Annotated in this window: 21 protein-coding genes; 10 read left to right on the top strand and 11 right to left on the bottom strand. The window is 68.3% G+C overall.

Annotated features, from left to right (window positions below):
• The first annotated feature begins 81 nt into the window (after positions 1 to 81).
• A complete protein-coding gene (locus FFS72_RS08325; protein WP_137873484.1) occupies positions 82 to 1,032 on the top strand; it encodes a metal-dependent hydrolase in 951 nt (316 codons plus the stop codon).
• Positions 1,032 to 2,183, top strand: a complete 1,152-nt coding sequence (locus FFS72_RS08320) for a hypothetical protein (RefSeq protein WP_137873483.1) — start codon at positions 1,032 to 1,034, stop codon at positions 2,181 to 2,183. Before FFS72_RS08325 ends, FFS72_RS08320 begins: the two co-directional genes overlap by 1 nt.
• 48 nt (positions 2,184 to 2,231) lie before the next feature.
• On the opposite strand, the gene FFS72_RS08315 is transcribed toward FFS72_RS08320, so the two are convergent.
• Positions 2,232 to 3,764, bottom strand: coding sequence for a class I adenylate-forming enzyme family protein (locus FFS72_RS08315; RefSeq protein ID WP_137873482.1), 1,533 nt, complete (start codon positions 3,762 to 3,764; stop codon positions 2,232 to 2,234).
• 129 nt (positions 3,765 to 3,893) lie between these two features.
• On the opposite strand from FFS72_RS08315, the gene FFS72_RS08310 reads away from it, so the two are divergent.
• Both FFS72_RS08310 and FFS72_RS08305 read left to right on the top strand, forming a co-directional pair.
• Complete coding sequence (locus FFS72_RS08310) at positions 3,894 to 4,571, top strand: TetR/AcrR family transcriptional regulator (protein WP_137873481.1); 678 nt, start codon at positions 3,894 to 3,896, stop codon at positions 4,569 to 4,571.
• Positions 4,568 to 6,232 (top strand): acyl-CoA dehydrogenase family protein, encoded by a 1,665-nt coding sequence (locus FFS72_RS08305; RefSeq protein WP_137873480.1) that lies wholly within the window; start codon positions 4,568 to 4,570, stop codon positions 6,230 to 6,232. The genes FFS72_RS08310 and FFS72_RS08305 overlap by 4 nt, the downstream gene beginning before the upstream one ends.
• Before the next feature lie 105 nt (positions 6,233 to 6,337).
• Here the strand turns inward: FFS72_RS08305 and FFS72_RS08300 are convergent, their stop codons facing one another.
• From FFS72_RS08300 to infC, 8 genes are all read right to left on the bottom strand, one after another.
• Positions 6,338 to 6,502: an adenylate cyclase gene (locus FFS72_RS08300; RefSeq protein WP_137873479.1), complete on the bottom strand. Its 165-nt coding sequence runs from the start codon at positions 6,500 to 6,502 to the stop codon at positions 6,338 to 6,340.
• Positions 6,503 to 6,545: 43 nt separating this feature from the next.
• Positions 6,546 to 7,046 (bottom strand): PspA/IM30 family protein, encoded by a 501-nt coding sequence (locus FFS72_RS08295; protein WP_137873478.1) that lies wholly within the window; start codon positions 7,044 to 7,046, stop codon positions 6,546 to 6,548.
• 110 nt (positions 7,047 to 7,156) lie between these two features.
• On the bottom strand, positions 7,157 to 9,640 hold the full coding sequence (gene pheT / locus FFS72_RS08290) for a phenylalanine--tRNA ligase subunit beta (RefSeq protein WP_137873477.1): 2,484 nt from the start codon (positions 9,638 to 9,640) through the stop codon (positions 7,157 to 7,159).
• A gap of 36 nt (positions 9,641 to 9,676) precedes the next feature.
• Positions 9,677 to 10,747, bottom strand: a complete 1,071-nt coding sequence (gene pheS, locus FFS72_RS08285) for a phenylalanine--tRNA ligase subunit alpha (RefSeq protein ID WP_137873476.1) — start codon at positions 10,745 to 10,747, stop codon at positions 9,677 to 9,679.
• A 41-nt stretch (positions 10,748 to 10,788) separates the two neighbouring features.
• The gene (locus tag FFS72_RS08280; protein ID WP_137873475.1) at positions 10,789 to 11,601 is read right to left on the bottom strand and encodes a TrmH family RNA methyltransferase; all 813 of its coding nucleotides are present in this window, start codon (positions 11,599 to 11,601) and stop codon (positions 10,789 to 10,791) included.
• Positions 11,602 to 11,624: 23 nt separating this feature from the next.
• Positions 11,625 to 12,014: a 50S ribosomal protein L20 gene (gene rplT / locus FFS72_RS08275; RefSeq protein WP_050065175.1), complete on the bottom strand. Its 390-nt coding sequence runs from the start codon at positions 12,012 to 12,014 to the stop codon at positions 11,625 to 11,627.
• 64 nt (positions 12,015 to 12,078) lie between these two features.
• Positions 12,079 to 12,273, bottom strand: a complete 195-nt coding sequence (gene rpmI / locus FFS72_RS08270) for a 50S ribosomal protein L35 (protein WP_050065174.1) — start codon at positions 12,271 to 12,273, stop codon at positions 12,079 to 12,081.
• Positions 12,274 to 12,326: 53 nt separating this feature from the next.
• Positions 12,327 to 13,022 (bottom strand): translation initiation factor IF-3, encoded by a 696-nt coding sequence (infC, locus tag FFS72_RS08265; protein ID WP_137873523.1) that lies wholly within the window; start codon positions 13,020 to 13,022, stop codon positions 12,327 to 12,329.
• A 270-nt stretch (positions 13,023 to 13,292) separates the two neighbouring features.
• Between infC and FFS72_RS08260 the strand changes: the two genes are divergently transcribed.
• A complete protein-coding gene (locus FFS72_RS08260; protein ID WP_050065172.1) occupies positions 13,293 to 13,652 on the top strand; it encodes a DUF1844 domain-containing protein in 360 nt (119 codons plus the stop codon).
• A gap of 565 nt (positions 13,653 to 14,217) precedes the next feature.
• Here the strand turns inward: FFS72_RS08260 and uvrA are convergent.
• Positions 14,218 to 17,130, bottom strand: a complete 2,913-nt coding sequence (gene uvrA, locus FFS72_RS08255) for an excinuclease ABC subunit UvrA (RefSeq protein ID WP_137873474.1) — start codon at positions 17,128 to 17,130, stop codon at positions 14,218 to 14,220.
• A 153-nt stretch (positions 17,131 to 17,283) separates the two neighbouring features.
• On the opposite strand from uvrA, the gene FFS72_RS08250 reads away from it, so the two are divergent.
• From FFS72_RS08250 to FFS72_RS08240, 3 genes are read left to right on the top strand one after another with little or no spacing between them, the layout of a single operon-like run.
• On the top strand, positions 17,284 to 17,973 hold the full coding sequence (locus tag FFS72_RS08250; protein ID WP_137873473.1) for an MBL fold metallo-hydrolase: 690 nt from the start codon (positions 17,284 to 17,286) through the stop codon (positions 17,971 to 17,973).
• Between the two features lie 44 nt (positions 17,974 to 18,017).
• Positions 18,018 to 18,563, top strand: coding sequence for a pyridoxamine 5'-phosphate oxidase family protein (locus FFS72_RS08245; protein ID WP_137873472.1), 546 nt, complete (start codon positions 18,018 to 18,020; stop codon positions 18,561 to 18,563).
• Positions 18,564 to 18,611: 48 nt separating this feature from the next.
• Positions 18,612 to 20,930 (top strand): HelD family protein, encoded by a 2,319-nt coding sequence (locus FFS72_RS08240; protein WP_137873471.1) that lies wholly within the window; start codon positions 18,612 to 18,614, stop codon positions 20,928 to 20,930.
• Positions 20,931 to 20,979: 49 nt separating this feature from the next.
• Here FFS72_RS08240 and FFS72_RS08235 read toward each other — a convergent pair whose 3' ends face one another.
• Positions 20,980 to 21,432 (bottom strand): universal stress protein, encoded by a 453-nt coding sequence (locus FFS72_RS08235; protein WP_137873470.1) that lies wholly within the window; start codon positions 21,430 to 21,432, stop codon positions 20,980 to 20,982.
• A gap of 169 nt (positions 21,433 to 21,601) precedes the next feature.
• Here FFS72_RS08235 and FFS72_RS08230 point away from each other — a divergent pair, with 169 nt between their 5' ends.
• The gene (locus tag FFS72_RS08230) at positions 21,602 to 24,400 is read left to right on the top strand and encodes an alpha/beta fold hydrolase (protein ID WP_137873469.1); all 2,799 of its coding nucleotides are present in this window, start codon (positions 21,602 to 21,604) and stop codon (positions 24,398 to 24,400) included.
• The gene (locus tag FFS72_RS08225; protein ID WP_137873468.1) at positions 24,397 to 25,263 is read left to right on the top strand and encodes an ABC transporter permease; all 867 of its coding nucleotides are present in this window, start codon (positions 24,397 to 24,399) and stop codon (positions 25,261 to 25,263) included. The genes FFS72_RS08230 and FFS72_RS08225 overlap by 4 nt, the downstream gene beginning before the upstream one ends.
• Positions 25,264 to 25,276: the final 13 nt, after the last annotated feature.

Genomic DNA, 25,276 nt, shown 5'->3' with positions numbered 1-25,276 from the left:
TTGATTCGGCGTATGTTCACGAGAAGAGTGCGACTGCCAGCCCGAACACACCAGACCACCCCGATATGCGAGGTACGGAAAGTGACCGACCTACACCCCCGAAAGATGGATTTCGGATTCGAGGACTCCGACGTCCCGTTCAACTGGAATCCCGACAACCCGGCGTGGTCGAGCATGTCCAACGCCGTCTCGTTCCTGGCAATCGGCTTCGAGAAGATGATCGTGAAGCTGATCATGCAGGCCAAGCCCCGCATCACCGATCCCGAAGTGGCCGCGGAGGCCGTCGCGTTCATGCGCCAGGAGGGCCACCACTCCACGGCACACCGTCAGCACGTCAACGCGCTCATCCGGCGATACCCCGGCCTGCAGAACACCCTCGACGCGGTGATCGGCGAATTCGACCTCCTCACCGAGCGGACCTCCATCGAGTACCGCCTCGCGTACACCGCGGACCTGGAGGCCACGTTCACCCCGGTCTTCAAGCTGATGCTCGACAACGAGGCCACCCTGTTCCGTCCCGGTGACGACCGCGTCGCGTCGCTGTTCCTGTGGCACTTCGTCGAGGAGGTCGAGCACCGCAGTTCGGCGCTGATCATCTACAACTCCATCGTCAGTAACGAGATGTACCGGATGCGGATGGCCGCGTCGATCTTCGCGCACGTCATGAAGTCGATCCGGATCGCCTGCCAGGGCTTCAACCAGCACGTTCCCCTGTCCGAGCGGAAGGTCGACTCGATGTCGATGTTCGCCCGGCATCGGGCCAAGCAGCGGGTGCTCACCGCCTTCGCCCCGTACCTGACCAAGGGGCCGATGCCGCGGGCGTTCGACGGACTGCCGATCCGTGAGCAGCTCACCGCACTGTCGGGCGCCGTCCGCAGCCAACTGCCCGGACACAACCCCGAACACGAGAACCTGCCCGTGCTCGCCGACCAGTGGTTCACCCGCTACGACGCGGGCTACGACTGCACCCGCTGGTACACGGCCGAAGCGCCTGAGGGCCAGGGCGAGCCGGTCACCTCGGGGGCGAACTGATGGCGGCCGGCTGCCCACCCACGTTCTCTGATCTCGCAACCCGACTCGGCTTCTCCTGCGAGGAGGCCGGCGGGCTCGTCGAGTTCCGAAACCCCGCCGCGCTGGAGAACTGGACGCTGCCGGTCCTCGAGTTCACCATCGTCCTCGGGGCCGTACTCGCACTCGTCTACGCGATCCTGCGACTGCGTAGGCACGGCGATCCCACCAACCTGGTGCTGTGGTTCGGCGCCACCGCGTTCCTGTTCGTGATCGAGCCGCCCATCTACTTCCCGGCGACGTTCGGCACCGAGGAGTACCTGGGCACGATGTTCGCGCACAACGTGTTCAGCGTGGAATTCCTCTGGGGCAGGCTTCCGCTGTACATCGTCGCGATCTATCCGCTGATGGCGACCATCGCGTTCGAGATCGTCCGGATGCTCGGTGTGTTCCGCCGCTACGGCATTCTCGTGGGTGCGGCGTCCGCCGGATTCGTGCACCACGCCTTCTACGAGATCTTCGACCACCTCGGACCGCAGCTGCGCTGGTGGGAGTGGACACTCGACAACAAGGTCAACCTGCCGTTCCTCGACTCCGTCCCGATTCCGAGCGTGGTCGTGTTCGCCGCACTCTGGCCGATGTCGCTCGCGCTGTGCGTCCAGTTCTTCGTCGGCAAGCACGTCGACGCGGGCCGACACTTCTCCGGCCTGCAGCTGGTGTGGCGCACCATCGTGATCGGACTCGTCGCCTCGGTCGGGGTGTTCGTGCTCCCGCTCCCCGCGACCGTCTTCGGCATGGGCAGCGACACCGTTCGCGGCGCGATCTACCTGGCGGAACTCGCGGTGGTCTCCGGCGTCGCCATCTGGGCGATGTCCCGGCAGTGGGCCGCACTTCGCAAGGGGACGAGCACCACGCCCGCGTACTCCAACGACTTCGTTCGGTGGTACGCCGTCGCGTATCTGGCGGTCTTCGGCGCGCTCTGGGCCACCGCGCTCCCCGACTGGTTCGACGCGGTGGACGGCGTCACCGCGAACGGCGATCCGATCGGGAGTCTCTGGTACGTGATCGGCTGCTTCGTGATCGCCATCCTCTGCGTCGCGGCAGTGTTCACGGTTCCACGGACGAGTGCGGACACCGATCCGAAGGCCGACGATCTCGAGACGGCCGCCGCCTGACAGTGCCCGCGGTCGGGGCGCGAGGTCGTTCGCGCCCCGACCACCTGGTCACGACAGCACGGTCTCGCGCAGGACGTGCTTGGTGAGCTTGCCGGACGGATTGCGCGGCAACTGATCCACCAGGACGATTTCGCGCGGAATCTTGTAGCGCGCCAACTTGTCCGACAGATCGTTCCGCAGGTCGTCCAGTTCGATCGACGCCCCGTCGACCGGCACGACCACCGCGACGACGGTCTCGCCCCATTCCGGATGCGGGCGACCGATCACCGCGACGTCGAGCACGTCGGCGCGCGGCCGGATCGCCTCCTCCACCTCCTGCGAGTACACGTTCTCACCGCCGGTGATGATGACGTCCTTGGTGCGGTCGACGATGTAGATGTAGCCGTCCTCGTCGAGGCGGGCGACGTCGCCGCTGCGGTACCAGCGGCCCTCGAACGCTTCCGCAGTGGCGTCGTCGTTGTCGAGGTACCCGACCATGCGGGTGTCGCCCGCGAGCCAGATCTCCCCCGTCTCACCCGGCGCGGCGTCGCCGCCGTCCGCCCTCACCACCCGCAGGTCGACTCCGGGCATGCCGCAGCGGCCGATCGATCCCGCCTTCGCGATCTGCTCGTGCGGATACAGGGCGGTGCCGGTCGGTCCCATCTCGCTCATCCCGTACACCTGATAGAACTTCTCCGACCGATACGCCTGCTGCAGCTGCCGGGCAACCTCGGCGCCGATCGGCGCACCGCCGTAGGTCCAGCGCCGCATGGTGGAGAAGTCGAAGTCGGCTAGGTCGATGCCCGCCGCCTTGGCGGCCTGAAGCGGCGCGAGATACGCGATCGGGGCACCGAAGAACGCGGTGATCCGCTCCCGCGGAATGGCCTTGAGGAATTCGATCGGGTGATACTCGCGCATCAGCACCACGGTCCCGCCGAGGAACATGGTCGGAACGAACCACACATTCAGCGGCGCCGCATGCCAGATCGGCATCGCGATGAGCACCCGCTCCTCGCGGTCGAGGCCGAGCGTCGTCGCGATGTAGGGCGCCACCGTCGTGATCGACCGGTGGGTGTGAAGGCACCCCTTCGGCGCGCTGGTGGTACCCGACGTGTAGAGCACCTGGGCGATGTCCGACTCGTCCACGTCGACGCCGTCCCACTCCTCTGCCGCGTCGACGAGCGCGTCGAAATCGTGGTCACCGCCCCCGGCTTCCTCACTCCCGAGGTCGGTGAGTAGCCACTCCACATGCGGCGCACCGGATTCCGCGTTGGCACGCAGGTCCGCCGACACCACGCCGACCGTCGCGCCGCAGTGGCCGACGGTGTATGCGACCTCGGGCGGGGCGAGCTTGTGGTTGACCGGAACCAACGCCGCGCCGGCGCGCCACGCACCGAACGCCGCAATCGCGAATCCGGGACTGTTGTAGGTCATGACCGCCACCCGGTCGCCACGTCCCACCCCGCGAGCACGGAAGACCTCCGCGGCACGCTTCGACGCCGCGAGCAGTTCCGCGTACGTGATCCGCTCGTCCCCGTAGACGATCGCGTCCTTGTCCGGATACTTGCGCGCCGTGCTCTCCAACATCGTGGTCAGGTTCATGGATTCTCCTCGTACTCGGCGCGATGACCGGCGGATTCGGGGGACGTTGCCGTGCGGCCCGAATCGTTCTACAGTTCAGACTCGAAAGATTGAATCACGATTCATAGTATTGGGGAAGGGGTCGACCACGTGGCGTACCGGCCGACCGAGAAGACGCGAGCAGCGAAGGCCCAGCGCCGCACCGCCCTGCTCACCGAGGCCACCAGGCTCGTCGCCGAAGGCGGATTCGCCGCGGCGACCGTCAAGGCCATCGCCGAGCGATGCCAGGTCAGCGTCGGCTCGGTGTACTCGCACTTCGACGGGAACGCCGATCTGCTGGCCTCCGTGTTCCGGGCGGGCGCAGATCAGGAGCTTGCCGCCGTGCGCACCGCCGTCGCCGAGGCCGACAGCGCAGCAGACCGACTCCGCGCGCTGGTGGAAACCTTCGCGCTGCGCGCCATCCGCGGCAGACAACTCGCCTGGTCACTCCTGTTCGAGCCGGTCGATCCCCGGATCGACGCCGAGCGCCTCAACTATCGCGCCGACTACCACGCCCTCACCTCGGACATCCTTCGAGACGGGATGGAGTCGGGCGAATTCCCCCGCCAGCACCTCGCGGTCACCGCTACCGCACTCATCGGCGCGATCAGCGAAGCCCTCACCGGACGCCTCTCCCCGACCCACGCCGTCGCCACCGACGCGGACGACGCCGACACCGTCGACGCCATCCTCCGGTTCTGTCTGCACGGCGTCGGCTACGTCGACACCGAACCTCGTTCCACCACAGCACCAGTGCGCCAATCACCCCGCGAAGGAAGCGACTCATGACCGCCACCGCCCCGACAGGATTCCGCACCCACGAGGTGTTCAACCAGGCACCGCCTCGCATCAACGTCAACGAGTACGCCACCAACATCCCCCTCGTCGAGGGCGTGGCCAGGTACGACGCCGACTGGGCGAACGACGAACTCAGCGCGGTCGGCGCCCTCGTCGGAACAGAGTCCTTCCAGCACGACGCCGAGCTCGCCAACACCATCACTCCGGAGTTCCACTCCCACGACCGTTACGGCAACCGGATCGACGAGGTCGAGTTCCACCCCGCGTACCACCGGATCATCGGGGCTGCCGTCGAACACGGTGCGCACACCTCCGCGTGGGCGGACCCGAAACCGGGCGCCAACGTGGCCCGAGCCGCCTCGTTCATGCTGTTCGCCCAGGTGGAGCCCGGGCACGCGTGCCCGATCTCGATGACTCACTCCGCGGTACCGGCGATCGGACTCTCCCCCGACCTCGCCGACGTGTGGCTGCCGCGGCTGTACGGCCGCGGGTACGACGGGAATCTCGTCGCACCCGGAGACAAGCCCGGTGTACTCCTCGGCATGGCGATGACAGAGAAGCAGGGCGGATCGGACGTCCGCGCGAACACCACACGCGCCGTACCCAATTCGGACGGAACCTGGTCGCTCACCGGTCACAAGTGGTTCTGTTCGGCGCCGATGTCCGACGGATTCCTGATCCTCGCCCAGACCGACCACGGCGGAGGATCGGCACTCTCCTGCTTCCTCGTGCCGCGCGTGCTCGAGGACGGCACCCGAAACGTCTTCCGAATCCAGCGCCTCAAGGACAAGCTCGGGAACAAGTCCAACGCGTCCTCGGAGATCGAACTCGACGGAACCATCGGTCACCTGGTCGGCGAACCCGGACGTGGGGTCCGCACCATCATCGAGATGGTCGCCCGCACCCGGCTCGACTGCGTCTACGGTTCGACCGCGGGGATGCGTCAGTCGGTCGCCGAGGCACTGTGGCATGTCCGCCACCGCTCCGCGTTCGGCGCGACCCTGATCGACCAGCCCGCGATGACCGCCGTCGCCGCGGATCTCGCCCTCGAATCGGAGGCCGCCACCGCGACCGCGCTGCGACTGGCCCGCGCACACGACGACGACGCCGACGAGACCGAGAAGGCGTTCCGCCGGCTGGCGACCGCCGTCGCGAAGTACTGGATCTGCAAGCGCGGCCCCCACCACGCGTACGAATCCCTCGAATGCCTCGGCGGGAACGGGTACACCGAGGCGTTCCCCCTCGCCCGCCGCTACCGCGAGCAGCCGGTCATGGCCGTGTGGGAGGGATCGGGCAACGTCATCGCCCTCGACGTGCTCCGCGCGATGACCCGCGAACCCGAGTCCGTCGCGGCCTTCGATGCCGAACTGGCGGGCGCCCGCGGGGCGTCGACGCTGTTCGACGCCCATCACGATCGCATGCGCGCCGCACTCACCGAACTCGCGACACTCGATCCGGCCCGGGCACAACTGCGAGCACGCCCGGTGGCGGCATCGATGGCACTCGGCCTGCAGGGCGCGCTGCTGCTGAAGACCGCTCCGACGGCCGTCGCGGAGGCATTCCTGGCCGCGCGTCTCGGGGAGGACCGTGACCTCGAGTACGGCTCGCTGCCCGCAGGCACCGACTTCGCGACGATCCTCGAGCGGCACTGACGGCTGTCATCGCCTTCCTGCCGTCAGTGCTACGCGAAATGGCCCATTCCGTCGGTTGACGGGATGGGCCATTTCGGAAGAGCAGATGATGCGGACCGCGCTGACCTATCGGATCGAGCGGGTGTCCTTCTCGAACCCTTCGGGCTGGGCCCCAGAAGAGGTAGGACTGCCCTTGATGGAGAGGATGAACAGCGCGACCACGCCGAACAGGACCACAGCGATCGTGGCAATCACCACGATGTAACCGAACACGACACCAATTTCCACCATCACGACCTCCGTAGATTGTTCCGTCCACCGTACCCAGGCCGGCTCAGTCCTTTCGCAGCGACCTGCGGATCTCGGCGAGCCTCTCCTGCGCCGCCTTCTCCCTGGCCGCGAACTGCTCCTCGACGCTGCGCCCGACACCGGACTCCGCATCGAGTTCGGCGGCACCGTCCGCTGTGCCCGCGCGGGTTTCGATGCGTTCCCGGACGGCGTCGAACGTCGGAACGCCTGCGTCGGTCCACCCTGTCGGGGGCGCGACGCCCGCGGTGCTCGGCGCGACGCCCGGGGTGCTCGGCGCGACGTCCGGGGCGCTCGGCGCGACGACCCCCGGATCGTCCACCACGTGCGCGTCCAGAATCTCCGGTGCCGACGGCACCGCGGGCGGGGGCATCGGGACCACGGATTCCGGGCCGTACCCGATCTGCAACGCCGCGGCGCGCAATGCCGCCAAAGCCGGTCTTCCGGTGGCGGCAGCGGCGACCACCGCGCGAAGCTCGTCATCGGTCAGGGAACTCATCGCATCAACGACGGCCTGCGTATCGGTCACAACGGCACCTCATTCGGGTCGGTGCCTCCAGGCTAGCCCGATCGGGTGACCGCAGACGGCGAAGGCCGCCCCACCGAGCGGTGGGACGGCCCTCGCAGGCGTTCGGTCGTTCAGGCCCGCAGCGTCGCGCCGACGGCGGCACCGGCGGCCGCCACCGCCGCATCGCGCGCGGCACTCGCCTCGTCCTCGGTGAGGGTCCGATCCGCCGCGCGGAACCTCAGCGCGAAGGCAAGCGACTTGCGTCCCGCACCGACCTGCTCACCCGTGAACACGTCGAACAGGCGGATGTCCTCGAGAAGGTCGCCCGCACCGCCGCGCAGCGCCGCCTCGACCGACGCCGCCGCGACGGAGTCGTCGACGACGACCGCGACGTCCTGCAGCACCGCGGGGAACGGTGACACACGCGGAGCGGGAAGCGATTCCGCGATGGGAAGCGCATCGAGGTTCACCTCGACGGCGCAGGTACGAGCAGGCAGCCCTGCGCGTTCGAGCAGGGCGGGGTGCAGTTCGCCGGCATGACCGACGACGACACCGTCGACGAGCAGCTCGGCGCACCGGCCGGGATGCCAGGGAAGGTGCTGTGCGGCACGACGTTCGAGCGTGACGCCCGCCGCGGCAGCGATGGTGTCGGCGGCCGCGAACGCGTCGGTGGCGTCGGCTCCCCGACCCGAACCCCACGGGCCGCTCGGCTCACGCTGTCCGGTCAGGACGACGCCGACGTGCAGCGGCTGGCTCGGCAACGACGCGATCAGTTCCGCGACCTGCTCGTCCGTCGGCCTGCGATCCACCGGCAGGGCCTGCACGGCCTTCGTGTTCGGGCCCGGCTGCACGACCTGCTGCACACCGTAGAGCGCGACGTCGCGCTGACCGCGAGAGACGTTGCGGGACAGGATCTCCAGGAGACCGGGCAGCAGCGTCGTGGCCAGCTCGGGGCGATCCGACTCGAGCGGGTTGAGCACGCGACTGGTGGCCCGACGCGGATCGTCCGGGCCGAGTCCCCACACGTCGAACACTCCCGCGGGCAGGAACACCGTCGGCAGCACCTCCGCATACCCGTCGAACGCGAGCGCTTTGCCGACTGCACGGCGACGACGCTGTTGTGGCGTCAGGCCGCGCCCGGCAGGCGCAGCCGGCAGAACGGACGGGATCTTCTCCAGCCCTTCGAGCCGCAACACCTCCTCGACGAGGTCGGCGGGCTGGGTCAGGTCGGGACGCCACGTCGGCGGCGTCACCACGAGATGTCCGATCCCATCGTCGACCGACACGTCGACGGTGCACCCGACCTGGGTGAGCCGGCGCGCTGCCGTCCCGTCGGGGTAGGTCACGCCCGCCACCCTGCTCGGCAGGTCCAGGTCCATCGAGATCGGGGCGGGGGCCGCCACCGAGCCGACATCGGTGAGGACCGGCTCGACATGGCCGCCGGTGATGTCGGCGAGCAGGCCCGCCGCCCGATCGAGCGCAGCTACGGACAGCGCCGGATCGACGACCCGCTCGTACCGCTTGGACGCCTCGGAGATCAGCTTGTGCCTGCGCGAGGTCCGGAACACCGCGAGCGGATTCCAGATCGCCGCTTCCAGCAGGACCTCGGTGGTGCCGGTACCGACCTCGGTGCTCGCGCCGCCCATCACGCCCGCGAGGGAGATGACACCCGAGTCGTCACAGATCACGACGTCCTCGGCATCCAGGGTGCGCTCGACCTCGTCGAGGGTCGTCAGCGTCTCGCCCGCGGCGGCACGCCGGACCACGAGTCCGCCCGCGACCTTCGCCGCGTCGAACGCATGCAGCGGATGGCCGAGCTCGAGCATCACGTAGTTCGTCACGTCGACGGCGGGTGAGATCGGGCGGACACCCGACAGCAGCAGGCGCCGCTGCATCCACCAGGGAGTCACGGCGTTCGGGTCGACACCGGTGACCCGACGCAGCGTGAAGCGCGTGCACCCGGAATCGGGCTGCACGTCGAGCGGCCAGGCGTCGCCGGACGCCTCGAACGGCACACCGACCGCCGGGTCGACGTACTCGAGGTCGAATCCGTTGGCCAGCTCACGAGTGAGTCCGCGGGCGGAGAAGCAGTAACCGCGGTCCGGGGTGATGTTCAGTTCGATGATCGTGTCACCGAGACCGAGCAGCTCGTTGGCGTCGGTGCCGGGGTCGGCGGTTCCCGGCTCGAGAACCAGGATGCCCGAGTGGTCCTTGCCGACACCGAGTTCCGCGACCGAGCAGATCATGCCGTCGGAAACCTGCCCGTACGTCTTGCGTGACGCGATCCGGAAGTCTCCGGGCAGCACCGCACCGGGCAGTGCCGCGACGACGAGGTCACCCTCGGCGAAGTTGCGGGCGCCGCACACGATCTGACGCGGCTGCTCCTCACCGACCTCGACCTGACAGAGCCGGATCGGCTTCTTGAACTCGGTGAGCTCGGTGATCTGCAGAACTCTGCCGACGACCAGTGGTCCCGGGATCGTCGGAAGCGGATCCACCTCCTCGACCTCGAGACCAACCCGCACGAAGCCCGCATCCAGCTCCTCGGGGGTCACCTCCCACCCCGGCGTAGCCCGCTGCAGGATCTCGGTCAGCCACGATTGCGCTACTCGCACGTCTACTCAGCTCTCTCGTTCGCTCTGCTGGTTCACTCAGGCCTGGACACCGAAGGGCAGCGTGAAACGCACGTCGCCCTCGACGATGTCGCGCATGTCGGGGATGCCGTTGCGGAACTGCAGGGTCCGCTCCAGCCCCATCCCGAACGCGAACCCGCTGTACTCGTCCGGATCGATTCCGCTGGCCCGCAACACGTTCGGGTTGACCATGCCGCAGCCACCCCACTCCACCCAGCCGGCGCCACCCTTCTTGCCTGGGAACCACACGTCCACCTCGGCGGACGGCTCGGTGAACGGGAAGTAGTTGGGGCGCATACGGGTTCGCGTGTCCGGCCCGAAGAGGGCGCGCGCGAAGGCGTCGAGCGTGCCGCGCAGATGCGCCATCGTCAGGCCCTTGTCCACGGCGAGACCCTCGATCTGCGAGAACACCGGCGTGTGCGTCGCGTCGAGTTCGTCGGTGCGGAACGTACGACCCGGGCACACCACGTACACCGGCAGATCGCGCGAGAGCATCGTGCGCACCTGCACCGGTGAGGTGTGGGTGCGCAGCACCTGACGCGACCCCTCGGGCGCGATGTGGAAGGTGTCCTGCATGGTCCGCGCCGGATGGTCGGGCAGGAAGTTCAGCGCGTCGAAGTTGAAGTGCTCCGTCTCGACCTCGGGACCCTCCGCGATCTCCCACCCCATCGCCACGAACACGTCGCTGACCTGCTCGGAAATGATGGTGATGGGGTGCCGCGCACCGACCGGACGTCGACCGGCGGGAATCGTGACGTCGATCGACTCGGCCACCAGCACCGCGGCGTCACGCTCCGCCAGCAGTACCTCCCGGCGCGCGTCGTATGCGGCGCCGGCACGGGTGCGGGCCGCGTTGACCCGCTTTCCGGCGTCCGCCTTCTCCTTGCCCGGCAGTGACCCCAACGCACGGCGCACCAGGGACAGCGGCGCCTTGTCGCCGAGATGCTCGGCCTTCGCCGCCGCGAGTGCGTCGAGATCCGGCGCCGCGGCGAACGCCTGCTCGGCCGCATCCGCGGCCGCGGAGAGCGACTCCTCGGTCAGCGCCTGCGCGTCGATGGTCGGTGCACTGTCGCCCTCGTTCTTGGCCACGGCTCGTCGTACTCCTCGTCGTCGGTTCTGCAGGGCAGATTCTAGGTGGTCGGGCGAGACGCGGAATGCTGCACCCGCGCACTCGAGTACAGGCAGATCGCGGCTGCCGTCGCCAGGTTCAGGGACTCGGCGCGGCCGTGGATCGGGATCCGCACGCGATGATCGGCGCGAGCGGCCAGCGCGGGGTCGAGCCCGTGCGCCTCGTTCCCGAACAGCCATGCAGTCGGCCCGGCCAGAAGCTCGTCGGCGTCGTCGAGTTCGACCTCACCGTCGGCGGCGGTCGCGAGAACCCGGACCCCCGCGCCGGCGAGAACGTCGAGGACGGTGTCGACGTTCCGCTCCCGGGCGATCGGCAGGTGGAACACGCTGCCCGCAGACGAACGGACGCATTTGCCGTTGTGCGGGTCGACGCTGTCGCCCGCGAGGATCGCGGCATCGGCGCCCACCGCGTCCGCGACCCGGATGACGGTTCCCGCATTCCCCGGATCGGCGATCGCAACCGGCACCGCGAGCAGCTGCGGAGACTCCCCCAGCGCCTCTGAAACGGATACGTCGACCAGGCGGCACACGGCGACCAGCCCCGGCGGCGTCACGGTGTCGCCGAGCGCCTTCGCAGCTCGGTCCGTGACCGGCGACACCCGCACGCCCTGCGCGAGCGCGCGCTCGACCAGATCCGCATGTCGGACCGCGGCGTCAGCGGTGACGAACAGTTCCTCGATGCGCGTGGTGTCGAGGGCCGCGGTCACCGAGTTCGCGCCCTCTGCCAGGAACCTGCCTGCCTTGCGGCGTTCCGCTCCGCGCAGGAGCTTGACAGCAGAAACGACCCGTGGCGTCCGCTCGGTGAACGGGTCCACGGGTCGCTCCTGGATCGGCTTGCTCAGGCCGCTTCCCCGGCGGGAGCGTTCACGTCGGCAGGCAGCGCAGCCTTCGCGACGGCAACCAGGCCGGCGAACGCCTCGGCGTCGGAGACGGCGAGCTCGGCGAGGATCTTGCGGTCAACCTCGACGCCAGCGGCCTTGAGGCCCTGGATGAAGCGGTTGTAGGTGATGTCGTTCGCGCGGGCGGCAGCGTTGATACGCGAGATCCACAGCTTGCGGAAGTCACCCTTGCGCGCGCGGCGGTCACGGTAGGCGTAGGTCAGCGAGTGGAGCTGCTGCTCCTTGGCCTTGCGGTAGAGGCGCGAGCGCTGGCCGCGGTAGCCGGCAGACGCCTCGAGAACGGAACGGCGCTTCTTCTGGGCGTTGACTGCCCTTTTTACGCGTGCCACTGAAAAATCCTGTCAATCGGTCGGACGCGCGGCGGGCGCACCCGAGGGGTGGTGGAAGGTCGAATCAGATGCCGAGCAGGCGCTTGACGCGGGGAACGTCGGCCTTGTCGACCACGGCAACGCCGTCGAGGCGGCGGGTGACCTTGGTGGCCTTGTGCTCGAGCAGGTGGCGACGTCCGGCCTTCTGGCGCAGGATCTTGCCGCTGCCGGACACCTTGAATCGCTTCGAGGTGCCGCTGTGGGTCTTGTTCTTGGGCATGGAGTCCTCAGTTTCCGTTTCTTCTACTGCTGCGTACTGCGGGCTGGTCTTCGTCAGACCGCAGGCGTGTCGGGGGTCTGCGGTGCGACGGCCTCCGGGGCTGCAGGAGCCTCGGGCGCGGGCGCCGGTGCGGCCGCTGCGGGCCGTACGACGCGCTGCTGCGCCTGCTCCTGTGCCTTGACGCGGGTCTTGGCGCCCTTGTGCGGTGCCAGCACCATCGTCATGTTGCGGCCGTCCTGCTTTGCGGACGTCTCGATGAAACCGAGGTCTGCGACATCGGCGCCGAGACGCTGCAGGAGCCGGAAGCCCAGCTCGGGGCGGGACTGCTCGCGGCCACGGAACATGATCGTGACCTTGACCTTGGACCCGGCCTCGAGGAAACGAACGACGTTGCGCTTCTTCGTCTCGTAGTCGTGGTCGTCGATCTTCGGGCGGAGCTTCTGCTCCTTGATCACGGTCTGCTGCTGGTTCTTGCGCGATTCGCGCGCCTTCTGCGCGGCCTCGTACTTGAACTTGCCGTAGTCCATGATCTTGCACACCGGCGGACGCGCGTCGGGAGCGACCTCGACGAGATCGAGGTCCGCGTCCTGCGCCAAGCGGAGTGCATCTTCAACACGCACGATGCCAACCTGCTCACCACCCGGTCCGACAAGTCGAACCTCGGGTACGCGGATGCGCTCGTTGATGCGAGTCTCAGTGCTGATGGGGCCTCCTCGGTAGTGCGGCGTGGTCGTCGTGACCGCCGGCAGCCCGCCTGCCCATGTCCCCAACAAAAGAACCCCGCTGGAGAATCTCCAGTCGGGGTCCGATGTCGACCGATCAATCGACGGACTGATGCCGCCAACTCCCCGTACGGGGACCCGGACGAGCTAGCCACCCTTGAAAGGCGGCGGGCTCGAAACCCGGGCGACCGGAACCGTTGACCTGCGAATTCACTTCGCGGAACTACGGTGGGAGTCGGACTCCACTTGCTGCCCCCAACGTCGTCGGGGGCGGTCGTATATGGAAGTCTAGCAGCCATGACAGACGCATCGCATGCAGGGCAGGACGACACCGCGGAGGTTCGTGAACTGGCGGAGGTCCCCGCAGTCGAGGTGATCAGCCGGGCGGCGGTCATGCTCATGAGCTCCGCAGCGGAGAAGTTGGGACTGTCGGCGGAGGATCCGAGCGAGAGCGCTCACCTGGATCTCGACGAGGCCCGGCGCGTCATCACGGCACTTGCAGGCCTGGTCACCGCGTCGGTCGAGTACCTCGGCCCCCACGCGGGCCCCATCCGCGACGGCCTCCAGGCGCTGCAGCGCGCATTCCGTGAAGCATCGGCGCATCCCGACGAACCCGGAAAGGGGCCCGGCGAGAAGTACACCGGTCCGGTGTACTGAGCACCCCATCAATGGTGACCGATATCACATTCTGATGTCGATTTGGTTTCGCTGAAACACGGACGGCCGAGTCGAACCGTCGTGTACAAAGGGTCCGCGAATGCAGTGGTGGCGCCGCATGGATACAAGCGGTCACTGCGATCGGGGGATCGTCACCACAACCGTCGTCGGGTACCCGTCGGGCCAAACGGGGACGCGGTTGCTGATCGATTCCGGCACCCAAGCCGGCCCGTCGTCCGCGCGCGACGGTCGGATCAGCACACCATCACCAAGGAGACTTCCATGGGCATCAACCCCGGCGACATCGACGGCCTGTTCGGATCCCTCGCCAACATCGTGAACTCGCTCCTCTCGGGCGGTTCCAGCCTGCCCGTCAACGGCGGCGGCACGGGCACCGTCTAGTCCACCACGAACACCCGAAATGCCGGTGCCGCGATCACGCGGCACCGGCATTTCTCATGTCACCACGGTGGAGCCGCACCGCGATCGCGCCGCACGACCCATCCTTCGCCCCGAGTCCATTGACACGAGGTCCGGAACCCGAAGGCTCCGGACCTCGGCCGTTTCACACCTTGGCGGTGGCCTTGCGGGGCGCCCGCTTTCGCTTCGTCGGGGCGGGCGCCACGGAGAGCACCTCACGCAGGAACCGTCCCGTATAGCTTTCTGGGACTGCTGCAACATCCTCCGGTATGCCCTGTGCGACCACCGTGCCGCCGCCGGAGCCACCCTCCGGCCCCATGTCCACGATCCAATCGGCCGTCTTGATGACGTCGAGGTTGTGTTCGATCACGATGACCGTATTGCCCTTGTCGACGAGGCCGTTCACCACACCGAGCAACTTCCGGATGTCCTCGAAATGCAGGCCGGTGGTCGGCTCGTCGAGGATGTAGACGGTGCGGCCGGTCGACCGTTTCTGCAGCTCCGCTGCGAGCTTGACACGCTGCGCCTCGCCACCGGAGAGAGTCGGCGCCGGCTGACCGAGACGGACGTAGCCGAGACCGACCCGGACCAGGGTCTCGAGGTAGCGGTGGATCGAGGTGATCGGCTCGAAGAACTCCGCGGCCTCCTCGATCGACATGTCCAGGACCTCGGCGATCGTCTTGCCCTTGTAGTGCACCTCGAGGGTCTCCCGGTTGTACCGGGCGCCGTGGCACACCTCGCACGGCACGTACACGTCCGGCAGGAAGTTCATCTCGATCTTCAGCGTTCCGTCGCCCGAACACGCCTCGCAGCGTCCACCCTTGACGTTGAAGGAGAACCGGCCCGGTTGGTACCCGCGGACCTTGGCTTCCGTCGTCTGGGCGAACAGGGTGCGGATCTTGTCGAACACGCCGGTGTACGTTGCCGCGTTGGAGCGCGGCGTCCTGCCGATCGGTGACTGGTCCACCTGCACCAGCTTGTCCAGCTGGTCCAGGCCGTTGACCCGAGTGTGCCTGCCGGGAACCTGCCGGGCTCCGTTGAGCTTGTTCGCCATCACCGTCGCGAGGATGTCGTTGACGAGCGTCGACTTCCCCGACCCCGACACACCCGTCACCGCGGTCAGAACCCCCAACGGGAAGCTGACGTCGATGCCCTTGAGGTTGTGCTCCTTCGCCCCGACGACCGTGACCTGCCGCTTCTTGTCCACGGCGCGGCGCACCAACGGCACCTCGATCACGGAACGGCCGGACAGGTAGGCGCCCGTGAGCGACTCCTCGCACGTCAGCAGGTCGGCATACGGGCCGCTGTGCACGACCTGACCGCCGTGCTCGCCCGCGAGTGGGCCGATGTCGACGACCCAGTCCGACGCGCGGATGGTGTCCTCGTCGTGCTCGACCACGATCAACGTGTTGCCGAGGTCGCGGAGTCGCGTGAGCGTCTCGATCAGGCGCCTGTTGTCGCGCTGGTGCAGACCGATCGACGGTTCGTCGAGGACGTACAGAACTCCCACGAGCCCGGACCCGATCTGGGTCGCGAGTCGGATGCGCTGCGCCTCGCCGCCCGAGAGGGTGCCCGCGGCCCGCGACAGCGACAGGTACTCGAGCCCGACGTCGAGCAGGAAGCCGAGACGAGCCTGCACCTCCTTGAGGACCTGCCCGGCAATCGCCTCCTCGCGTTTGCCCAGGGTGAGGGAGTCGAGGAACCGAGCGCACTCGGCGATCGACAACTCCGCGACGTCCGCGATCGACTTCTCCCCGTACTCCCCTGCCTCGATCGTCACCGACAGGATCTCGGGCCGAAGGCGTGCCCCCTGACAGGCCGGGCACGGCACGTCCCGCATGTACCCGTCGTACCGCTCCTTCATCTGCTCGGACTCGGTCTGCTCGAGCCTGCGATGCAGGAACGGCATGACTCCTTCGAACTCCGCGTAGTAGGAGCGGGTTCGCCCGTAGCGGTTCTTGTACTTGACGTGGACCTGGTGCTCACTGCCCTCGAGGACGGCACGGCGCGCCTTCGCGGGCAACTCCCGCCACGGTGCGTCGACGTCGAATCCCATCGCGTCCGCAAGTCCCGACAGCAGGCGACCGAAGTACTCGGAGGTCTGCCCCATCGACCACGGCGCGATCGCGCCGTCCGCGAGGCTCAGCTCCGGGTCCGGCACCACCAGGTCGGGGTCGACCTCCTTGCGCATCCCGAGGCCGGTGCACTCCGGGCACGCACCGTACGGCGAGTTGAACGAGAAGGAGCGCGGCTCCAGGTCGTCGATCGCGAGCGGATGCCCGTTCGGGCAGGCCAGGTTCTCCGAGAAACGCCGTTCCCGGTCGGGTGCGTCGTCGTCGCGGTCGACGAAGTCGAGGACGACGATGCCGTCGGCGAGTCGTAGCGCGGTCTCCACCGAATCGGTCAGGCGTTGCTTCGAACTCGCCTTCACCGTCAGACGGTCGACCACGACCTCGATGTCGTGCTTCTCCTGCTTCTTCAGCTTCGGCGGATCGGTGAGCTGGTGCACCACCCCGTCGATGCGGACGCGGGCGTACCCCTGGGTGTTGAGCTGCTCGAACAGGTCGACGAACTCACCCTTGCGGGTACGGACCACCGGCGCCAGAACCTGGAACCGGGTTCCCTCCTCCATCGCGAGGACCTGGTCGACGATCTGCTGGGGAGATTGCTTCGCGATCCGCTCCCCGCAGGTCGGACAGTGCGGTGTGCCGGCGCGAGCGTAGAGAAGGCGCAGATAGTCGTACACCTCGGTGATGGTGCCGACGGTGGATCGAGGATTGCGGTTCGTCGACTTCTGGTCGATCGACACGGCGGGAGACAGGCCCTCGATGAAGTCGACATCGGGCTTGTCCATCTGGCCCAGGAACTGCCGCGCGTAGGCGGACAGGGACTCGACGTACCGGCGCTGCCCCTCCGCGAAGATGGTGTCGAAGGCGAGCGACGACTTGCCCGAGCCCGACAATCCGGTGAAAACGATCAGGCTGTCCCGGGGCAGGTCGATGTCGATTCCCCGAAGGTTGTGCTCACGCGCCCCTTGCACGATCAGGCGGTCCGCCACACGCTGTCCTTTCTCGCGCCACACCGCCGGTCCCGTGTTCGCCGGTTCGGAGTTCTCGGCCGCCATCCATCGTAGGCCGAGGGTCCGACACGTTTTCGCCACGAGAGCGCCGTCGACCCGTCACGGTGCCCGCCGCGACGGTAGCCTCCCCTCATGGAGCGGCAGCAGATGCGAATCGACGACCACTACACCGGTGTACTCACCCAGGGCGGCGATCCGCAGCGACGGACCATCGCGGACGCGACGATCACGAAGATCTCGGTCGGCCCGATGGACAACAACGCCTACCTCGTCGTCGACGCGGGCACGGGGGAATCGTTGCTGATCGACGCGGCGAACGAGGCGGACCGTCTGCGCGGACTGATCGAGACCGCGGCCCCACATCTCGGGTCCATCGTCACGACGCACCAGCACGCCGATCACTGGCTCGCGCTGGCGGAGATCGCCGCCGCGACCGGCGCACCCACCATCGCGCATCCGCTCGACGCGCCCGCCCTTCCCGTTGTTCCCAAGCTCACCGTCACCGATGGTGACCTGGTCGAGGTGGGCAGACTCGCACTCGAGGTCATTCACCTCTCCGGTCACACCGAGGGCTCGATCGCGCTCGCCCTCACCGACCCCGCCACCGGTCAGGTTCACCTGTTCACCGGGGACTCCCTGTTCCCCGGCGGCGTCGGCAAGACTGCCGACCCACAGATGTTCGACTCGCTCTACCGCGATGTGACCACGAAATTGTTCGAACGATTCCCGGACGACACCGTCGTCTATCCCGGACACGGCCGGGACACCACACTCGGCGACGAACGCCCGTTCCTCGCCGAGTGGCAGGAGCGCGGCTGGTGACCTGACCAGGCCACGCGCCGCGTGGCAGAGGAGAGGGGCGTGCGATGACCGACCCGATCACGGAGTTGGACGAGCGTTACAGCGAACCGGGTGCATTCCCGGTCAGCTGGGAGTGGGCCCGCGACCTGGTCCGGGACGCCGAGATCTACTGGCTCAGCACTGTGCGACCCGACGGCCGTCCCCACGTCACTCCCCTCATCGGCGTCTGGGTCGACGACGCCTGGCACTTCTGCACGGGAGCGGGCGAGCGGAAGGCCGCGAATCTGGACGGGAATCCGGCCGTCGCCGTGACCACCGGCGCAAACGTGTACGCGCAGGGATTCGACATGGTCCTCGAAGGCACCGCGGCGGTCGTGTCCGACAACGACCTGTTGCATCGTCTCGCGGACGCCTACGTCGCGAAGTACGGGAGGCAGTGGCGCTTCGAGGTGACCGCCGGGGGGTTCAAGGGTGGCGGCGGGCTCGCTCGGGTGTATCGGGTGGCCCCGGTGACCGGGTTCGGGTTCGGGAAGGGTCCGTTCAGCCAGACCCGATGGCGTTTCTCATCTCCGGGATCAGGCGCTTCCGCACCGGCCGACGGCGGCGACTAGACTCGCTGGGCACTTTTCGCCCTGACGATTTTCGCCGAGGAGTATCACTTGCCCGACGAGGCAGCCACCGGCCCCGACAGCACGACCGCCGATGAGCGGGAGCACGAGCAGCAGTACGTGACGCTGCTGTACGACCGTCTCGACGGGCTTCGCCGGTACGCGCAGTCCCGGCTGGCCGCAGTGCTCCTGAACACCGGGGGAACCCCGCAGGCGCGCAGCGAGCGTGAGTCGTTCACGCAGATGTACACCGAGGACATCGCCAAGTACGACGCCGCGGAGAACGGGCTGTGCTTCGGCCGGATCGACCTCGACCCCGACGCGCTCGGGCCGGGCGCGGCGGAAGGCGACGCCCGCCGCTACGTCGGCCGGGTCGGCATCCTCGATGAGGACCACGACTACGAGCCGCTCCTGTTGGACTGGCGCGCGCCGCTCGCGCGCCCGTTCTACCTGGCGACCACGGCGTCTCCCGAGGGGGTGACGCGGCGCAGGCACATCCGGACGCGGAGCCGCAAGGTGACCGGCATAGGTGACGAGTACCTCGACCTCGAGGCCGCACAACGCGCCGGTGTCGCGGGGGACGCGAGCGGCGTCGCGGGTGAGAGCGCCCTGCTCACCGCACTGAACGCGGCCCGAACCGGACACATGGCCGACATCGTCGAGACCATCCAGTCGGAGCAGGACGCGATCATCCGGTCGAACCACAAGTCCGTGATGGTGGTTCAGGGCGGTCCGGGAACGGGGAAGACCGCCGTCGCCCTGCACCGCGCCGCGTACCTGCTGTACACGTACCGGCAGCAACTGGCGAAGTCGGGCGTCCTGATCGTCGGGCCGAACGCCACGTTCCTCGACTACATCGGCCAGGTGCTGCCGTCATTGGGCGAAACGGGCGTCCTGCTGTCCACGGTCGGCGACATGTACCCGGGTGTAACTGCCACGCAACAGGATTCGCTGGAAACCGGCGAGATCAAGGGGTCACTCGACATGGTCGAGGTCCTCAAGACGGCGGTACGGGACAGACAGTCGGTTCCGACGAAGCCGGTGACAGTCCCCTTCGACACCTACACCGTCACACTCGACCGACGGATCGTCACGCGGGCCAGGGGTCGGGCCCGCTCGTCGCGCCGCCCGCACAACCTCGCGCGTCCGCTGTTCGTGTCCGCGGCGGTGGAGGCATTGGCCGACCAGTTCGCCGCGAACCTCGGCGCCAACGTGCTCGGCGGCTCGAACCTGCTCAGTCGGGACGACGTCGCGGACATTCGCGACGAGATGCGCCAGGATGCCACCCTGATGTCCGCGATCAACGAGCACTGGCCGCGGCTGACCCCGCAGCAGGTGCTCACCGACCTGCTGCAGTCGCCCGAACGGCTCGAGGCGGCGGCACCCCGGCTCACACCCGGACAGCGAAAGCTTCTGTACCGGGACCGTCACACCGGATTCAGCGCGGCGGACGCGCCCCTGCTCGACGAACTGGCCGAGCTTCTCGGAGTGGACGATGCCGCGGAACGCGATCGAGCGGACCGGGAGTGGCGGGCGCAGATCGAGGACGCGCAGGGCGCACTGGACATCCTCACCGGATCCGCGCCGCAGGATCTCGAGGACGAGCTCGACCCCGAGATCCTCATGGCCTACGACCTCGTCGACGCGAGCCAGCTGGCGCGGCGGCACGAGATGCGTCAGCAGCTGACCGCGGCCGAGCGAGCTGCCGCCGACCGGACGTGGACATTCGGGCACGTGATCGTCGACGAGGCGCAGGAACTCTCGGAGATGGCGTGGCGAATGCTGATGCGGCGCATTCCCAATCGGTGGATGACCCTGGTGGGAGACACCGCACAGACGGGCGACCCGGCAGGAAGCTCGTCCTGGAAGTCGGTACTCGAACCGTATGTCGCGAACCGCTGGAAGCTGACGGAACTGACGGTGAACTACCGCACGCCGTCGGAGATCATGGCAGTGGCGCAGGACGTCCTCGCGGCGATCGATCCGAACCAGTCGGTTCCGCGATCGGTGCGCGACTCCGGAACGATGCCGTGGGCGCGCCGCGTCGCGCCTGCCGATGTGGCTGCGCAAGTGCGCAAGTGTGTGGCTGCCGAGAGCGGACCCGGCCTGGTCGCGGTGATCACGAGCGAGGACTCCGTCGCCGACTACCGGGATCTGCACGGCGAGTCGGTGAGCGTGTTGTCGGTTCGTGAGGCGAAGGGTCTGGAGTTCGATTCGGTGCTCGTCGTCGAACCCGCCGAGATCGTCGGCGACTCACCTCGAGGGTTGAACGACCTCTACGTGGCACTGACCCGCGCGACGCAACGCCTCGGCGTCGTCCACTGCGAACCGCTGCCGGACGTCCTCTCGAAGTTGACCGACGGGGGGTAGAGCGCGAGTCTGCCGGTGTCGACACGCGAATGTCGACACCGGCAGAGGTTCAGCGCACCGTGTGGACGATCAGGACGTCGCAGGTGGACTTGCGTGCGGCGTCGGACGGAACCGAACCGAGGAGCCGCCCGGTGAGGGTGTTCAGACCCCGGTTGCCGATGACGAGCAGATCGGCTTCGACCTCGTCGACCAGTGTCAGCAGCGAATCCACCGGCGCGCCGACGATGGCACGCTCGACGACGTTCACCGAGCCGACCGCGTGTGCCCGCTCCCGCGCGGTCCGCAGAATCTCGTCCGTGGGCGCGGATCCGGTGATCTGGTAGGCATCCTCACGCAGGGCGTCCTGCGCGGATTCGATGTCCTTGGGGTCCGCCGGGTAGTAGGCGCACGCGATGACGAGCTTCGCTCCGGCATCGCCGGCCAGTGCCGCAGCCTTGTCCACCGCTTTCAGCGACGAATCCGAGCCATCGGTCCCCACAACGATGGTGCGGTAGGCACTCATTCTTCCTCCGGTTTCTCACACGCCGGTATCGGCGCAACTGTCCTGCCGGGCATGGCACCCAACCCCGTTGGATGCCCGGCCACTCGTGGCAACCCTAGTCGGATACCCGTCCCGTGCGGGGGAATTGCGCGCCAAGCCACAGCGGCTGTGTCTGGCAGGATTGGATCTCATGCGCGTCCGCCGCCCCCGCAGACTCGCCGCCGCAGTCGTGGCGGCGACGGTCGCGGTCGTGGCCGTCGGTGTGGGTACGACGCTGTCGGGTTCGTCCGAGGACACCGGAATCGTCACCCAGGACCTCACGCTGCCGGTCCCGGAGTCTCCCGGAACGGACGCCCGGGTGCAGATCGACGCCCGCCTCCACCTGCCGCAGCGGACGCCCGCACCGGCCGTCCTGCTCGCGCACGGTTTCGGCGGTTCCAAGGACACCCTCGAGGCGCAGGCGAACACTCTCGCTGCCGACGGATTCGTCGTCCTCGCGTACAGCGCGCGGGGGTTCGGATCCAGCACGGGCACCATCTCACTGAACGATCCCGACCGCGAGATCGCCGACGCCCGTGCGCTTGTCGACTGGCTGGCCGACCGTCCCGAGGTGACGCTGGATGCGGAGGGTGATCCCCGGGTCGGCGTCACGGGTGCGTCGTACGGCGGTGCGTTGTCGTTGATGCTCGCCGGGACCGATCCCCGGGTGGACGCGGTTGCTGCCGCGATCACCTGGAACGACCTGGGCCAGGCGCTGTTTCCCAACTACGGTGCCGCGCCGCCCGCACCCACACCCGCGGCCGCGGGGTACTCGGGTCCCGGCGTCCTCAAACGCGGGTGGGCGGGAATCTTCTTCGGCGCCGGGGTGTCGGGCGCCGACACTGCGGGTACCGATTCCGGACCGTGCGGCCGGTTCGATCCGGCGATCTGCCTCGCCTACGCTCCCGCCGCCGAAACGGGAACGCCCACACCGGAATTGCTGGACCTGCTCCGGTCACACTCCCCCGTGTCGGTCGCGGATCGAATCACCGCGCCGACCCTCTTGTTGCAGGGCGAGCAGGACACCCTCTTCGGCCTGGACCAGGCTGACGCGACGGCCCGCCAGATCGCCGCGGCAGGCACCCCGGTTCGGATGCGCTGGTTCCCCGCCGGCCACGACTCCGGCGGCGATTCGGACGGCAGCAGGTCCGCCGCCGCACGGTTCCTCACCGAGCAATTGCACTCGGAGCAGCTGCCCTCCGCCGCCGGCGGCCCCGACCAGAGCACGCCGTTCGTCTTCACCGTTCCCGGTGCGACCGGAAGTGACAACCCGTCCTATCGGCGCAGAACCGCCCCGGACTATCCCGGCCTGACACCGACCTCCGGGGCCACACCGCAGGAACGATTGACCCTGTCGGGCCCCCCGCAAACCGTGGATCGACCCCCCGGAGCGACACCCGCGGCGATCTCGTCCGTCCCGGGACTGGGTGCCGCGGCGAACCTCATCGGAGCCGCGGGTGTGGCGACCGACCTCGTCTCGGATCCCCCGGGGCAAACCGCCCGGTTCGCCACCGAGCCGCTACGCGACGCACTCACCATCACGGGCACGTCCACGGTCTCCCTCACCGTCACGACGACGGCCGCCACGGGCGACGCCGTGCTGTACGCCAAGCTCTACGACGTCACACCCCAGGGACGCCACCTCCTTCCCGGAGGCGCGGTGTCCGCAGTCAGGCTTGCGGATACCCTTCCTGGACAATCGATTCCGCTGACCGTCAGCCTGCCGGCCGTCGCCTACCAGGTCGCCGAGGGCCATCACCTCGAGCTCGCGGTCACCACGACCGATCAGGCGTACGCAACGCCGCTGACGCCCGCCCGCTTCACGATCGCCCTCGCGGACACCACGCTGGCGGTGCCCAGCGTCGACGCCACGTCGTCGACCCGCGCGCTGCCGCTGGCGCCACTCGTGGGCATCGGCGCGCTCGCGGTCGCCGTGGCGGCGCTGATCGGGATCGGTGTGCTGCGATCCCGACGCCGCGCCGTCGTCGACGCCGACCCGAACCTCGTCGACACCCCCCTCGTGGTGACCGGCCTCCGCAAGTCCTACGACAACGGGTTCCGCGCGGTCGACGGCGTCGACTTCACGGTGCGCCGCGGTGAGGTGATGGGACTCCTCGGCCCCAACGGGGCGGGAAAGACCACAACGCTGCGGATGCTGATGGGCCTGATCACCCCGACCGACGGCGAAATTCGGGTGTTCGGACACCGCGTGACGCCGGGCGCGCCGGTCCTGTCCCGGCTCGGATCGTTCGTCGAGGGGTCCGGCCTGCTCCCGCACCTGAGCGGACTCGACAATCTGCGCCTGTACTGGCAGTCCACGGGCAGGCCCACGGCCGAGTCCCGGATGGACGACGCTCTCGCCATCGCCGACCTCGGCGACGCGGTACACCGCAAGGTCCGGTCGTACAGCCAGGGCATGCGCCAGCGTCTCGCGCTCGCCCAGGCAATGCTGGGGCTCCCGGACCTGCTGGTGCTCGACGAGCCGACGAACGGCCTCGACCCGCCTCAGATCGCCACGATGCGCAAGGTACTGGTGGACTACGCCCGCGACGGACGGACCGTCCTCGTGTCGAGCCATCTCCTCGCCGAGGTCGAACAGACCTGCACGGCGGTCGTGGTGATGAATCACGGACGGGTGATCGCATCGGGAACCGTCGAGGAGTTCACGTCCGCTCAGGGCACGACCGACGTCCGCGTCGACGATGCCGCCGCCGCGGAGACGGCCCTCAACGACGCCGCCGGGATGGCCGTGCACCGCCTGGATGACGAACACATCCGCGTGGATCTCGGCGACACCGACCCCGCGGAGATGGTGCGCGTCCTCGTCGAGGCGGGTGTCGCCGTTCGGCAGGTCGCCCGGACGACCCGGCTCGAAGAGGTGTTCCTGCGACTGGTCCACACCGCCGATCATCGGGAATCGGCGACCGATCGGGAAGGAGAAGTGCCGTGACGGGCGAGTCGACGATTCCCGCGGACGGCCGGGCCGCCGGATACCGCGCGCGCCGGACCCTGCCACTGCGAACCGAACTGGTTCGGCAGTGCAAGCGGCGCCGGACGCAGGTCGCGCTGGCGTTCGTGACGGCGTTGCCGCTGATCCTCGTCGCGGCGTTCGCGATCGGCGGCGGTGGTGCGGAATCCGGTACCGCCGACCTGATCGAACTCGCGACGCGGGGCGGGGTGAACTTCACGGTCTTCACCCTGCTGATGTCCGTCGGGTTCCTCCTGATCGTGGTGGTCGCCCTCTTCTTCGGCGACTCCGTCGCCAGCGAGGCATCCTGGTCCTCGCTCCGATATCTGCTCGCGATTCCGGTGCCCCGCACTCGGCTGCTGCAGCAGAAGGCGATCGTGTCGGCAATGCTGTCGGTGGCCGCGCTCGTGCTGCTGGTGACCGTCGCGTTGGCGGTGGGCACGGTGGCCTACGGCGCCGAACCCCTCGTGACACCGTTCGGCGATTCGCTCGGCTACGGCGACGCGATCGGCAGACTCGCGCTGGCGCTCACCTACATCGCCGTGAACCTGATCTGGGTGGCGGGCCTGGCGCTGCTGCTGTCGGTGCTCACCGACGCCCCACTCGGCGCCGTCGGCGGCACGGTGATGGCGTCGATCCTCGTGCAGATCCTCGACCAGATCACCGCGCTCGACCACTGGCGCGACTACCTCCCCGGGCACTTCTCGTTCGCGTGGACACGCTTCCTCGCTCCGACGATCGACTGGCACGACACGGTGATCGGCTCGTTCTCCGCGCTCGCCTACGGAACGGCGTTCGCGGTCGCGGCGTGGATCGTGTTCGCCCGCAAGGACGTCACCAGCTGACCCGGGCCGGACA

It is taken from the genome of Rhodococcus sp. Q (genome assembly GCF_005503035.1).
In the GTDB taxonomy this organism is placed as follows: Bacteria; Actinomycetota; Actinomycetes; order Mycobacteriales; family Mycobacteriaceae; genus Rhodococcus_G.
The sequence above is the reverse complement of the archived record's forward strand: the minus strand, read 5'-3'. Positions and strand labels throughout refer to the sequence as shown.